A 13,578-nucleotide genomic window follows, 5' to 3' on the forward strand; every position below is an offset into this window, starting at 1 on the left:
AATCTTGACCCATGCAGATCTGGCCGGGCCACCCCTATCCCCTTGGCGCCACGTACGACGGTACGGGCACCAACTTCGCACTCTTCTCCTCCGTCGCCGAGCGGGTCGAGCTGTGCCTCGTGGACGACGACGGCGCGGAGCAGCGCATCGAGGTCGACGAGGTCGACGCCCACGTGTGGCACGTCTACCTCCCGGCCGTCGGCCCGGGCCAGCGGTACGGCTACCGCGTGCACGGCCCGTTCGACCCGGCCGAGGGTCAGTGGTGCAACCCGTCCAAGTTCCTCATCGATCCCTACGCCAAGGCGTTCGACGGCGACCTCGACGGTGACGAGTCCCTGTACTCCTACCGCTTCGGCTCCGAGCCCGGCCCGGACTCCGAGCTCAACGACGACGACTCCTTCGGGCACAACCTCACGTCGGTCGTGCACAACCCGTTCTTCGACTGGGGCCACGACCACCCGCCGGCGCACGAGTACCACCGCAGCGTGATCTACGAGGCGCACGTCAAGGGCATGACCCAGACCCACCCGGCGATCCCGGAGGAGATCCGCGGCACCTACGCCGGCATGGCGCACCCCGCGATGATCGACCACCTCACCAAGCTCGGCGTCACCGCCATCGAGCTGATGCCGGTGCACCAGTTCATCAACGACCCCTCGCTGCAGGACAAGGGCCTGAGCAACTACTGGGGCTACAACACCATCGGCTTCTTCGCCCCGCACTCGACCTACGCGGCCTACGGCACGCGTGGCCAGCAGGTGCAGGAGTTCAAGTCGCTCGTCAAGGCGATGCACGAGGCCGACATCGAGGTCATCCTGGACGTGGTGTACAACCACACGGCCGAGGGCAACCAGATGGGTCCGACGCTCTCGTTCCGCGGCATCGACAACCAGGCCTACTACCGGCTGGTCGACGAGGACCGGATGCACTACTTCGACACGACCGGCACCGGCAACTCGCTGCTCATGCGTTCGCCCAACGTGCTCCAGCTGATCATGGACTCGCTGCGCTACTGGGTCACCGAGATGCACGTCGACGGTTTCCGCTTCGACCTGGCCGCCACCCTCGCTCGCCAGTTCCACGAGGTCGACCGCCTGTCCGCGTTCTTCGACCTGGTCCACCAGGACCCGATCATCTCGCAGGTCAAGCTGATCGCCGAGCCGTGGGACCTCGGCGACGGCGGCTACCAGGTCGGCGGGTTCCCCCCGCTGTGGACCGAGTGGAACGGCGACTACCGCGACACCGTGCGCGACTTCTGGCGCAGCGAGCCCTCCACGCTCGGCGAGTTCGCCTCGCGCCTGACCGGGTCGAGCGACCTGTACGAGCACACCGGCCGCAAGCCGATCGCGTCGATCAACTTCATCACCGCGCACGACGGCTTCACGCTGGCCGACCTCGTGTCCTACAACGAGAAGCGCAACGACGCCAACGGCGAGGACAGCCGCGACGGCGAGTCCCACAACCGGTCCTGGAACTCGGGCGCCGAGGGACCCACCGACGACGAGGTGGTCAACGAGCTCCGCGGCCGACGTCAGCGCAGCTTTCTCGCGACGCTCCTGCTGTCCCAGGGCGTCCCGATGCTCGCGCACGGCGACGAGATCGGCCGGTCGCAGGACGGCAACAACAACGTCTACGCCCAGGACAACGAGCTCGCCTGGATGGACTGGAACCTCAGCCCCGACCAGGCCGCGCTGCTGGACTTCACGCGCCGGGTCATCCGGCTGCGGGCCGAGCACCCGGTGTTCCGCCGCCGCCGCTTCTTCGGCGGCGCGTCCACCGACTCCACGGGCGAGACCGTCGAGGACATCCAGTGGTTCTCCCCCGCCGGCACGCCGATGACGCAGGACGAGTGGAACACGGGGTACGCCCGGGCGCTCGGACTGTTCCTCAACGGCGACGCGATCACGGAGCCCGACGAGCGCGGCGAGCAGATCATCGACGACTCGTTCGTGCTCCTGTTCAACGCCGCCCACGAGACCGTGACGTTCACGCTGCCCGCGCCGCGCTACGGCCAGGCCTGGTCGTCGGTCCTGGACACCGACGGCTCGACCGAGTCGTGGCAGGTGCTGGCCAGCGAGTCCACGCTCGACGTCGCCCCGCACAGCCTGATCGTCCTCTCGCGGCCGAGCGACATCGCGAGCACCGCCACCGACCCGCTCCTGCCCGAGCGGGCACGCCCGGGATCGACGAGCCAGGTGGCCAGCGCCGCCGAGACGGCGACGACCGCCTCGACGTCGCCGCACGTCTCCGCCACGGACGAGTCGGCGTCGGACGAGTCGGAGAGCCGGTGAGCCGCACGCCGGTCAGCACCTACCGGCTCCAGCTCGGTCCCGACCTGACGTTCGACGGCGCCCGCGAGCAGCTGCCCTACCTGCACGACCTGGGCGTCACGGACCTCTACCTCTCCCCCGTGCTGCAGGCGGCACCGGGGTCGACGCACGGCTACGACGTCGTCGACCACGACCGCATCAGCGACGTCATGGGCGGGCGTGAGCGACTCGAGGCGTTGTGCGACGCCGCGCACGAGCTCGGCATGGGCGTCGTGCTGGACATCGTGCCCAACCACATGGCCGTGCCCACGCCCGCGTGGCACAACCGGGCCCTGTGGTCGGTGCTGTCCGACGGCGCCGAGTCGCCGTACGCCGACTGGTTCGACGTCGAGTGGGACGCCTCGAACAGCCTGCTCATGCCGATCCTCGGCGACCGCATCGGATCGGTCATCGCCCGCGGCGAGATCACGCTCGACACGCAGGACGTGCCGGGGGTGGGCGAGAGGACCGTGCTGCGCTACTTCGAGCACACCTTCCCGGTGCGCCCCGGCACCGAGCAGCTCCCGCTGACGCAGCTCCTGCAGCAGCAGCACTACCGCCTCGCCTACTGGCGCGTGGCGGACGAGGAGCTGAACTACCGACGGTTCTTCGACGTCGGGACCCTGGTCGCCGTGCGGGTGGAGCGCGAGGACGTGTTCGACGCCACCCACGCCGTGGTCGTCGACCTCGTGCGCTCCGGCCACGTCGACGGGCTGCGGATCGATCACCCGGACGGTCTCGCCGACCCGCGCGGCTACCTCAAGCGCCTGTACGAGCAGACCGACGGCGCGTGGATCGTGGCGGAGAAGATCCTCGAACCCGCCGAGGAGCTGCCCTCGGACTGGCCGGTGGCCGGCACGACCGGGTACGACGCCGCGTGGCGGATCGGTCAGGTGCTGCACGACCCGGCGGGCGCCAGCCCGCTCGCCGGCGTGATGCACCAGCTGACCGGCGACGACCCCATGGGGCTGCCCGCGCTCATCGAGTCGAGCAAGCGCCAGATCGTCGAGGAGTCGCTGCACGCCGAGGTCAACCGCCTGGCGGTGCTCGTGGCCGAGGTCTGCGCCGACGACATCCGGCTGCGCGACCACACGTGGCGCGCCATCAACGACTGCGTCACCGAGATGGTCATCGCCATGGAGGGCTACCGCGCCTACGTGGTGCCCGGCGAGAACCCCGCCGGTGCGAGCGTCCATCAGGTCCAGGAGGCGGCTCACCGTGCCGCCTCGCGCCTGGACGAGGAGCGTGCCGACACGCTCGCCGTCGTCGTCGACCTCGTCCTCGGTCGCGAGGTCGGCAGCGCGGGCCGCACGCTCGAGGCCCGTCGCGCCGAGATCATCATCCGGTTCCAGCAGGTCTGCGGCGCGGTCACGGCCAAGGGCGTGGAGGACACCGCGTTCTACCGCTGGACGCACCTGGTCAGCCTGTGCGAGGTCGGCGGTTCACCCGCGTCGTTCGCGCTCGGACCGGATGCGTTCCACGCCTGGGCGGGTCACCAGGCCGAGCGTCAGCCGGCGTCCATGACCGCCGGCACCACGCACGACACCAAGCGCGGTGCCGACGTCCGCGCGCGCCAGGGGGTGCTGACCGAGCACGCCGACGCGTGGGTCGCCCTCGTCGCCGATCTCCGCGCGGCCACGCAGGAGACCCGACCGGTCGGCCTCGACGGTCGCAGCGAGAACCTGCTGTGGCAGATGCTCGCCGGCACCTGGACCTCCGACGGACCGCTCGAGGCCGACCGTCTCACGCGCTACCTCGTGAAGGCGGCGCGCGAGGCCAAGGACTGGACGCGCTGGACCGGCGTCAACGAGAAGGCCGAGGACGAGCTCGTCACGTTCGCGGCCTCGCTCGGCGAGCACCCTCGCGTGGTGGAGCTGATGACGGCGTGGGTGGAGCGCACCGCGCCGACCGTCCGGGCCGCCACCCTGGGACAGACCCTGCTCCAGCTCATGACGACCGGTGTCGCCGACGTCTACCAGGGATCCGAGACGACCCGGATCGCGCTCGTCGACCCCGACAACCGCGGGCCGGTCGACCACCGCGCCCTCGCGGAGACGCTCGAGCGTCTCGAGTCGGCGTCCCCGAGCACGCTGGGCGAGGAGAAGCTGCACCTGACCGCCACGACGCTCCGCGCCCGGCGTCGCAACGCCGAGGCCGTCGTCGGGCCGCGGTCGGGGTACCAGGCGCTGCCGACCTCCTCGGGCCACGCGCTCGCGTTCGCGCGGACGCTCGACGGCGCCCCCGCGCTCGTGACCGTGGTGACGCGGCTGAGCGCGTCGCTGGCCGCCATCGGCGGCTGGGGCGAGCACCAGGTCGTGCTGCCCGAGTCCGAGCACGGCTGGGTCGACGTCCGCCGTCCCGACACCGTCCACCCCGGCGGCAGCGTGCCCCTGGCGACGCTGCTGGCCCACGGTCCGGTCGCCCTGCTGGAGGAGGCCCGATGAACGCGAGCACGAGCGCTCCCGCGCCGTCCGAGCCGGTGCTGTCAGGCGCCGTCCGCCTGTGGGCGCCGGCCGTCACCGAGGTCGCGATCGAGACGGGGGGGCACCGTCTGCCGCTGACCGCGGTCGGTGACGGCTGGTTCGAGGGTCCGGTCCTGGCGCACGGTGCCGACTACGCCTTCCACCTCGACGGCGGTCCCGCCCGTCCGGACCCGCGCAGCGCGTGGCAGCCGGACGGCGTCCACGGGGGCAGCCGCTGGTTCGACACATCCGAGCACGACTGGTCGGACGGCGACTGGGCCGGTGTCGACGCACGCGGCGCCGTGACCTACGAGCTGCACCTGGGCACGTTCACGGCGACGGGCGACCTCGACGGCGCGATCGCGAGGCTCGACCACCTGGTCGAGCTCGGCGTCGACATGGTCGAGCTCATGCCGGTGGCGGCGTTCAACGGCGAGCACGGCTGGGGGTACGACGGCGTCGCGCTCTGGGCCGTGCACCACGCCTACGGCGGCCCCGCCGCGCTGCAGCGCTTCGTCGACGCCGCGCACGCCCGCGGTCTCGGCGTCTGCCTCGACGTCGTCTACAACCACCTCGGCCCGAGCGGCAACTACCTGGGCGAGCTCGGCCCGTACTTCACGGACACGCACCACACGCCGTGGGGCGCCGCGGTGAACCTCGACGCACCGGGAGCCGCGGAGGTGCGCGCGTTCATCGTCGACAACGCGCTGCGCTGGCTGCGCGACTTCCACATCGACGCGCTGCGTCTCGACGCCGTGCACGCGCTGGTGGACACGTCGGACCGGCACGTGCTGGCCGAGCTGTCGGACGCCGTCGCGCAGGCCGCGGCGCAGGTCGGACGACCGCTGTCGCTCGTGGCCGAGTCCGACCTCAACGACGTCGTCATGGTCACGCCGACGGCGCAGGGCGGCCTCGGCATGACGGCCCAGTGGGACGACGACGTGCACCACGCGCTCCACGCCATGCTGGAGCGCGAGCGGCACGGCTACTACGTCGACTTCGGCGACGCCTCGACGTTCGCCTCGGCGGTCCAGGACGTCTTCGTGCACAACGGCTCGTACTCCACCTTCCGCGAGGAGGACTGGGGCGCCCCGGTGCCGGACGACGTCGACCCCGCGTCGTTCGTCGTGTTCTCCGCCAACCACGACCAGATCGGCAACCGCGCCATCGGTGACCGCCCCGGCGGTCGGAGCGGATCCGCGACGTCGGACCCGGCGCCGCTGGCGGCCTCGGCCGCGCTGGTGCTGCTGTCCCCGTTCACGCCCATGCTGTTCATGGGCGAGGAGTGGGCCGCGACGACGCCGTTCCAGTTCTTCACCGACCACCCCGAGCCCGAGCTCGGCGAGGCGGTGTCCCAGGGGCGCGCGAAGGAGTTCGGCGGCCACGGCTGGGCCGACGTGTACGGCGAGGACGTCGAGGTGCCCGATCCGCAGGCCCGCTCGACGTTCACCGACTCGCGGCTGGACTGGTCCGAGCTGGAGCGGCCCGAGCACGCCCGCGTGCTCGCGTGGCACCGCGACCTCGTGGCGCTGCGCCGCTCCGAGCCTGCGGCGACCGTGCGGGACCGCCGTCGCACGTCCGTCGAGGTGGGCGGCGACGCCGACGGGAGCGGTCGCGGCGACTGGGTCGTGCTGCACCGCGCACCGGCGGACGGGTCCGCCGCCGGGATCGCCGTCGTCGTCAACCTCACCGACGGCGAGATCGAGGTTCCGGTCGGCAACGACGGCCCCGCCCTGGTCTGGGACGAGGCCGCGACGACGATCACCGACGACGCGGTCCGCCTCCCGGCCCGCGGCGTCGCCGTCGTGCGCACCTCCGGGACGCGCTGACAGCCCCTCGGGAGTCGGCTGCAGCAGCTGCTCGACGGCCGGTCGCTCAGCGGTAGTACACCGCGAGCGGCCGGCCGTCGTGCTGCAGCACGTCGACCGGCGTCGCGAACACCTCGCTGAGGATCTCCGGCGTCATGATCTCGGCCGGGGTGCCCACGTGGCTGATGGTGCCGTCGGACATCGCCACGATCCGGTCGGCGTACGCCGCGGCGAAGTTGACGTCGTGCACCACGATGACGACGGTGCGACCGAGCTCGTCCGCGGCGCGGCGCAGGTGGCCCATCATTGCCACGGCGTGGGCCATGTCGAGATTGTTGAGCGGTTCGTCCAGGAGCACGTAGTCGGTGTCCTGCGCCAGCACCATGGCGACGTAGGCGCGCTGCCGCTGCCCGCCGGAGAGCTCGTCGAGGAACCGGTCGCCCAGGGTCATCAGGTCGAGGAACTCCAGGGCGGCGTCCACCTGTGCGACGTCGTGCGTGCTCAGCCGACCCTGCGAGTGCGGGAACCGCCCCGTCGAGACCAGCTGCCGCACCGTGAGGCGCGTGACGAAGTGGTTCTCCTGGCGCAGGATCGACAGCACCTTGGCGAGGTCGCGCGACCGCGATCGCGCGACGTCGAGTCCCCCGACCTCCACGCGCCCGGTGTCCGCACCCAGCAGCCGCCCGACGATCGTCAGCATCGTGGACTTGCCGGCGCCGTTCGGTCCGACGAGCGCGGTGATGCCTCCGCGCGGGATCTGCAGGTCGACCGGTCCGAGCGCGCGGGTGGCGCCGTAGCTCTTGGAGACGTCGGTGAGCGTGATCACCGCAACCCCTTCCTCAGGAGGTGGACCAGGAACACCAGGCCACCGACCAGCTCGATGATGACGGAGATCATTCCCCCCGCGTAGAACACGTGCCGGAGCACGAAGTAGGCCCCGAGCAGCACCGCCGTCGCCAGCAGGGCGACCATCGGCAGCATCCGCGAGTGCTCGTTGGACGCGAGCACCTGGTAGGTGAGCGTCGCGACGACGAACCCGAAGAACGTCATCGGTCCGACCAGCGAGGTCGAGACCGAGATCAGGACGGCGACGAGCACGAGCACGAGCAGCACCTCGCGCTGGTAGCGCACGCCCAGGTTGGTGGACGTCTCGCGGCCGAGGGCGAGCACGTCCAGGACGTGACGCCGCCGCCACAGCACGAGGCCGACCACGAGGCACACCCCGAACGCCCACGGCAGGTAGGCGACGTTCGAGACGCTGATGTTGCCGAACAGCCGGGCCGAGAGGATGTCGAACTCGCTCGGCGTGAGGAGGCGCTGCATGAACGTCGACAGCGACCCGAACCCCATCCCGAGCACGACGCCGACCAGCAGCAGCACGTGGAGGTTGGCCTTGCGTCCGGAGAACAGCCAGCCGTACAGCAGCGTCGCGACGAGCACCATCAGGAGGCTCTGCAGCGCGACCTTGCCCAGACCGTCGGTGGCCGCCAGCGCGCCGGCCCCCAGGAAGAACACCAGTGCGGTCTGGATCACGCGGTAGAGCGCGTCGAAACCGAGGATCGACGGCGTGAGGATGCGGTTCGCCGTCGCGGTGTGGAAGGCCAGCGTGCCCACGCCCTGGCAGAACGCCACGACGACGATGGTGCCGATCGACACCAGCCGCATCTGCACGATGGTCCGGTGGCCGGCCGAGCCGACGGGCAGGCGGTTGTCCCAGAGCAGGATGCCCGCGGCGAACAGCAGCGTCAGCGCACCAGCGACGGCCGCCGGCACCCAGGTCGGGACGCGACGCGGCGTGGGACGCGAGGTGTCGGTGGCGGTGTCGGTGTGCGCGGCGACGCCCTCGGACACCGTCTCAGCCACGACGCGTCCGCAGCACGAGCGTGATGAACACGGCGGCGCCGAGAATCCCGAGGACCATCGAGGCCGGGACCTCGAACGGCATCCGGACGGTGCGGCCCACGATGTCGCAGATCGTCACGAGCGCGACGCCGCCCAGGCAGACCCACGGCAGGTTCGACCGCAGGTCGTCGCCCCGCAGCATCGAGACGATGTTGGGCACCACGAGGCCGATGAACGGCAGGAAGCCGACGACGACGGTCGTCACCCCCGTCGCGACCGCCACCAGCGCCGTGCCCAGGAACACCACGCGCTCGTAGCCGAGGCCGACGTTGGTGGCGACCTCCTTGCCCAGGCCCGCGACGGTGAAGCGGTCGGCGACGACGAACACGACCACGGCGATGACCGCCACGACCCACAGCACCTCGTACCGGCCGCGCACGACGCTCGTGAAGCTGCCCATGAACCAGGTGCCCAGGAGCTGGAGGTAGTTCGTCTGGACGGCGATGACCGTGGAGGCCGCGCTCACCACCGCGCCGAGCATGATCCCGACGATGGGCACGACCAGGGCCGAGCGGATCGCGACCCGCCGCAGGATGAGCATGAAGACCATCGCGCCGACGAAGGCCGAGGCGCTGGCGATGACCATGCGGGTGGTGAGGCCCGCCGTCGGGAGCAGGATGATCGAGAGCAGCAGGCCGAGGGCGGCCCACTCGGTCGTGCCGCTCGTGGTGGGCTCGACGAACTTGTTCTGCGTGAGCAGCTGCATCACGAGCCCGCTCATCGCCATCGCGCTGCCGGCGAGCACGAGGGCCAGCGTCCGGGGGACGCGCGTGATGTGGAACATCGCGACGCCGTCGTCGGCCCCGAGCACGTCGTAGACGCCGATGAACAGCGAGGCGACGACGAGGCCGAGGGTCACGACGACGGCGGCGGGCAGCGCGAGACGGCGCGGCCGGGTGGCCGCGCCGTCCCGGGCGACGGTGAGCGTCTTCGTCACGGGTGGTAACTGTGACGCGGTCGGCGGGCGCTCAGCGCGCGGCGCCGAACGCCTCACCGATCTGGTCGTAGAGCGCCGTGTACGCCTGGATGTCCTCGGTCAGGTAGAAGTCGGGGTCGAGGTAGACGATCTGGTTCTGCGCGACGGCCGTGACGCCCGCCAGCGCCTCGGAACCCGAGATGAGCTGCTGGGCGGAGGTGTACTCCCCCTCGCCGACGCCGGAGCCGTCCCGGTCGAGCACGACCAGCCAGTCGGGGTTGGCGGCCGCGATGGCCTCGACGCTGATGTCGTCACCGTGCGAGACGTCCTCCGCGGCCTGCTCGATGGCGGGGGTGAGCCCGAGCGTCGGGAAGAGGACGCCGATGCTGCGGCCCGTGACCGGGGCGCTGTAGGCGATCTCACCACCGGAGGTGATCAGTCCGATGACGGTGTCCGTGCCGTTGTAGGCCTCGGCCGCGGTCGCGATGGAGTCCTCGTAGTCGGCGACGATCGCGGCGGCGTCGTCCTCGCGGTCGAAGATCTGACCGAGGATCTCGACCTGGCGCGTCATCTCGGCCTCCGGGTCCTCGCCCTCGCGCGGCGCGAGCTCGATCACGACGGCCTGCGGGTTCTGCGCCTTGATGTCGGCGTAGGACTCGCTGAAGCGATAGCCCCCGATGATGAGGTCGGGCTGCGCCTCGATGATCGCCTCGAGGTTGGGCTCGCGATGGCTCCCGACGTCGAGCACGGCGGCGTCGTCGGTGTAGGCGGGCCAGACGTCGCCCATGATCGTCTTCGGCGCCGCGACCAGCGGGACGTCCCACGCGTGCAGCGTCTCGAAGACGTGGTTGTCGAGCGCGACCACGCGCTCCGGGTTCACCTCGACCTCGACCTCGCCGTGGTTGTCGGTGATCGTGACGGTCCCCGCGTCCGACGAGCTGGCGGACCCCTCACCGCTCCCGGAGGTGGAGGTGGCGTCGGCCGCGTCCGTGCCGGTGTCGGTTCCGGCATCGGCACCGCCGCACGCGGCGAGCGCGAGAGCGGCCAGACCGGCGGTGGCGGTGGTGAGCAGGCGGGCGGTCAGGGACCGGCGTGACATCGATCGACTCCAGGGTTCAGGGTTGGTGAGGCAAGCCTCATCTCACCAAGGCAACCCTAAGTCTGGCAAGCGCCGGCCATCCCTCGGACGCGGGACCGGTCGACCGAGAACGCCCCAGGTCGCGCCATCCGTGGGGATGGCGCGACCTGGGGCGTTCTCGTGCGGGGGCGTCCGGTCCGTCAGGGGGTGGCCATGGGCTCCGGGGTCGGGGCGGCGGTGGACGACGGGTCCGGCGAGGGCGTCGGGGTCGCGCTCGGGTCCGGTGACGGCGTCGCCGTGGGGGCCGGGCTCGGTTCCGGGGTGGGCTCGGGAGCGGGGGTCGGCGTGGGGGTCGGTGTCGGTGTCGGGGTGGGGGTGGGCGTTGGCGTGGGCTCCGGGGTCGGTGGCGGCGTCGGCACAGGGGTCGGCGTCGGCGTGGGGACCGGCGTCGGGCTCGGCTCCGGCGTCGGGACGGGAGTCGGCGACGGTGCGGGCGCTGGGGCGGTCGGCACCGGGGCGGTCGGGACGGGCGCCGCGGGGACGGCGGGACCGGCGGCGCGCCGCTCGCGCAGCGCCTCCTGGGCCGTGAGCCAGTCCTGCGTCAGGGGTACGGCGGTCACGGCCGTCCCGGCCCGGAGGTCGATGCCCTGCGACAGCAGGTAGGGCACCGGGTCGACGGCCTCGCCGTCGATCCGCACCGCGAAGTGCAGGTGCGGGCCGCTGGAGCGCCCCTCGTTCCCCACGACGGCGATGATCTGACCCTCGCGCACGACGTCGCCCGCCGTGACGAGGATGCCGTCCTGCGCCATGTGGTTGTAGGTGGTCACGACGCCGTCGCCGTGGTCGACGGCGACCAGGTGGCCGGTGTTGCCGTAGGCGTAGCCGAGTCCCGTGAACACCACGGTGCCCGCGGCCGCCGAGCGGATCGGGTAGCCGAGCGGCGCCGAGATGTCGATGCCGTTGTGCAGACCGGCCGACGTCACGCCGGCGATGGCACCACGGAGGCCGAAGGGCGAGGTGAAGCGGCCCTGAGCGAGCGGGTGGACCCAGCCCTGCTCGGAGACCGGGATGCCGTCGGCCACGAGCTGGGCCCGGTAGACGTCGACGTCCGCGGGCGGCGGCGGGGGCGGCGCCTCGGCCTGGACCACCGTCGGCGACCACCACTGCGCGATGGCCGCGGCGCCCTCGTCGACGCCCATCACCTCGTGCATGGGAGCGCCGAGGCCGGTCGCCCCGCCGTCGTGCCACACCACGGTCGGTGCGGCCGAGGCGACGGCACCCGTGCCCGCCACCAGCGCCACGGCGCCGACGCCGGCCACCGCCGCCGTCCGCAGCGCACGCGCCATCCGGTTCCCGACCGATCTCATCCTGGACAACCCGCCACCGCTCCCGTACCCGCTCGTGTGTCGAACCGACATCATCACCGACCGCCGCATCGCCGTCGTGACCTGCCTCACACGCTAACCCGCCGACCTCAGGACGGGCACGTTAGGTTCGTGCTCATGGCCACTCTCTTCGAGCGCATCATCGACCGCGAGATCCCCGCCCGCCGGGTGTGGGAGGACCGCGAGTGCATCGCCTTCCTGACGATCTCCCCCGTCACCACCGGACACGTGCTGGTCGTGCCGCGCGTCGCCGTCGACCACTGGCTCGACGCCCCGGCGCCGCTGATGGCGCACCTGGTCGCGACGGCACGAACGATCGGCGCGGCCCAGCTGGCGGAGTTCGGCGGGGAGCGCTCCGGGCTCGTGGTGCAGGGGTACGGCGTGCCGCACCTGCACCTGCACGTGTTCCCGACGTCGGGACCCGAGGACTTCCGCGACCTCGAGGGCCGCGAGGCTGACGCGGCCGACCTCGACGACGCCGCCGCGCGGCTGCGCCACCGTCTGACCGCCGACGGCGCCGAGCACGTCAGCGACTGAACCGCGGCGCCGTGGTGCGCCGTCGAGCGCCGGAGCGCCGCTAGGACGCGGCGCGCTCCCCCGGCAGCGGCAGCGCCGCGAGCGCACCCAGGCGTGACAGCGCGCGGTAGTACTTCTTGCGGTAGCCCTTGGTCAGCATCCGCTCGCTGACGATGTCGGCGACGCCGGCGCCCCCGAGCCGCACGGGCACGCCCCGGTCGTAGAGACGGTCGATGAGGACGACGAGCCGCAGCCCCACCATGTCGTCGTCCAGCTGGTCGACACCGGTCAGCGCGACGGCGTCGACCCCGTCGACGAGCCGGCCGTAGCGCGAGGGGTGGATGCGCGCGAGGTGCGCCATGAGCGGTCGCCAGGCGTCGAGCGAGACGACGGCGCCACCCGCCGTCGAGGCGTCGACGGCCTCGCGGACGGCGTCGTCGGTGTGCCCCGTGCTCTGCGGGCGGCCGGTGCGCTGGCGGTAGTCCTCGCCGTCGATGCGCATCACCGTGAAGCGCGCGGCCAGCGCCTGGATCTCGCGCAGGAAGTCCTCGGCCGCGAACCGGCCCTCCCCCAGCGCCTCGGGAAGCGTGTTGGACGTCGCGACGAGGCTGACGCCGGCGTCGGCCAGCTCGCGCAGCAGCCGCGACATCAGGACGGTGTCACCGGGGTCGTCGAGCTCGAACTCGTCGATCGCCACGAGGGAGCGCGTGGAGAGCTCCTTGACGCACGGCGCGAACCCGAGCGCGCCGACCAGGTGGGTGTACTCCACGAACGTCCCGTACGCGGAGCGCTCCGACCCGACGGCGTGCGCGAGCGACGCGAGCAGGTGCGTCTTGCCGACGCCGTAGCCGCCGTCCAGGTAGATGCTCGGGGGCGGCGCGGCCTTGCGGAACAGGCTCTTGCGCGCCGGTCGGAGGAGCTGCTCGCCCAGGTCGCGCAGCGCCTGCTGCGCCTTGGCCTGCGAGGGGTGGGCCGGGTCGGGCACGTAGCTGTCGAAGCTGGCGCGGGCGAACTGCGGCGGCGGGACGAGTCCGGCCAGCAGCTCGGCCGCCGAGGTCTGCGGTTCACGGCCCGTGAGGGTGATCGGCTGCGGCACGCGCGCAAGCCTACGCAGCGCGGGCGCGAGCACGGCACACCGTCCGGGACGGAGCGCACCCCGGATCCCGCGAGGCACCCGCGCACTAGGCTGGGACGGCCGTCCG

Annotated in this window: 10 protein-coding genes; 4 read left to right on the top strand and 6 right to left on the bottom strand. The window is 72.1% G+C overall.

The window, feature by feature from the left end; genetic code table 11:
* The first annotated feature begins 11 nt into the window (after positions 1–11).
* Genes glgX through treZ form a run of 3 tightly spaced genes read left to right on the top strand, consistent with a single transcriptional unit; the run spans position 12 to position 6,600 of the window.
* Positions 12–2,291 (top strand): glycogen debranching protein GlgX, encoded by a 2,280-nt coding sequence (glgX, locus tag SERN_RS11930; protein WP_135850316.1) that lies wholly within the window; start codon positions 12–14, stop codon positions 2,289–2,291.
* The gene (treY, locus tag SERN_RS11935; RefSeq protein WP_135850317.1) at positions 2,288–4,753 is read left to right on the top strand and encodes a malto-oligosyltrehalose synthase; all 2,466 of its coding nucleotides are present in this window, start codon (positions 2,288–2,290) and stop codon (positions 4,751–4,753) included. Before glgX ends, treY begins: the two co-directional genes overlap by 4 nt.
* Positions 4,750–6,600, top strand: coding sequence for a malto-oligosyltrehalose trehalohydrolase (treZ, locus tag SERN_RS11940; RefSeq protein ID WP_135850318.1), 1,851 nt, complete (start codon positions 4,750–4,752; stop codon positions 6,598–6,600). The genes treY and treZ overlap by 4 nt, the downstream gene beginning before the upstream one ends.
* A 46-nt stretch (positions 6,601–6,646) precedes the next feature.
* Here the strand turns inward: treZ and SERN_RS11945 are convergent, their stop codons facing one another.
* The 5 genes from SERN_RS11945 to SERN_RS11965 form a co-directional block, all read right to left on the bottom strand.
* On the bottom strand, positions 6,647–7,405 hold the full coding sequence (locus tag SERN_RS11945) for an iron ABC transporter ATP-binding protein (RefSeq protein ID WP_135850319.1): 759 nt from the start codon (positions 7,403–7,405) through the stop codon (positions 6,647–6,649).
* Complete coding sequence (locus SERN_RS11950) at positions 7,402–8,442, bottom strand: iron chelate uptake ABC transporter family permease subunit (protein ID WP_135850320.1); 1,041 nt, start codon at positions 8,440–8,442, stop codon at positions 7,402–7,404. Before SERN_RS11950 ends, SERN_RS11945 begins: the two co-directional genes overlap by 4 nt.
* Complete coding sequence (locus SERN_RS11955) at positions 8,435–9,418, bottom strand: ABC transporter permease (protein WP_135850321.1); 984 nt, start codon at positions 9,416–9,418, stop codon at positions 8,435–8,437. The genes SERN_RS11950 and SERN_RS11955 overlap by 8 nt, the downstream gene beginning before the upstream one ends.
* A gap of 31 nt (positions 9,419–9,449) precedes the next feature.
* Complete coding sequence (locus tag SERN_RS11960) at positions 9,450–10,496, bottom strand: siderophore ABC transporter substrate-binding protein (RefSeq protein ID WP_135850322.1); 1,047 nt, start codon at positions 10,494–10,496, stop codon at positions 9,450–9,452.
* Positions 10,497–10,675: 179 nt separating this feature from the next.
* Positions 10,676–11,842 (bottom strand): M23 family metallopeptidase, encoded by a 1,167-nt coding sequence (locus tag SERN_RS11965; RefSeq protein ID WP_158292647.1) that lies wholly within the window; start codon positions 11,840–11,842, stop codon positions 10,676–10,678.
* A gap of 135 nt (positions 11,843–11,977) precedes the next feature.
* Between SERN_RS11965 and SERN_RS11970 the strand changes: the two genes are divergently transcribed.
* Positions 11,978–12,397: an HIT family protein gene (locus SERN_RS11970; protein WP_135850324.1), complete on the top strand. Its 420-nt coding sequence runs from the start codon at positions 11,978–11,980 to the stop codon at positions 12,395–12,397.
* 40 nt (positions 12,398–12,437) lie between these two features.
* On the opposite strand, the gene zapE is transcribed toward SERN_RS11970, so the two are convergent.
* Positions 12,438–13,472: a cell division protein ZapE gene (zapE, locus tag SERN_RS11975; protein WP_233251651.1), complete on the bottom strand. Its 1,035-nt coding sequence runs from the start codon at positions 13,470–13,472 to the stop codon at positions 12,438–12,440.
* Positions 13,473–13,578: the final 106 nt, after the last annotated feature.

It is taken from the genome of Serinibacter arcticus, assembly GCF_004786095.1.
GTDB classification, from domain to species: domain Bacteria; phylum Actinomycetota; class Actinomycetes; order Actinomycetales; family Beutenbergiaceae; genus Litorihabitans; species Litorihabitans arcticus.

Excerpts from the sequence above, each read along its gene's own strand:
- glgX (WP_135850316.1), top strand. The coding sequence starts at position 12 with ATGCAGATCTGGCCGGGCCACCCCTATCCCCTTGGCGCCACGTACGAC.
- treZ (WP_135850318.1), top strand. The coding sequence starts at position 4,750 with ATGAACGCGAGCACGAGCGCTCCCGCGCCGTCCGAGCCGGTGCTGTCA.
- SERN_RS11960 (WP_135850322.1), bottom strand. The coding sequence starts at position 10,496 with ATGTCACGCCGGTCCCTGACCGCCCGCCTGCTCACCACCGCCACCGCC.
- SERN_RS11965 (WP_158292647.1), bottom strand. The coding sequence starts at position 11,842 with ATGAGATCGGTCGGGAACCGGATGGCGCGTGCGCTGCGGACGGCGGCG.
- SERN_RS11970 (WP_135850324.1), top strand. The coding sequence starts at position 11,978 with ATGGCCACTCTCTTCGAGCGCATCATCGACCGCGAGATCCCCGCCCGC.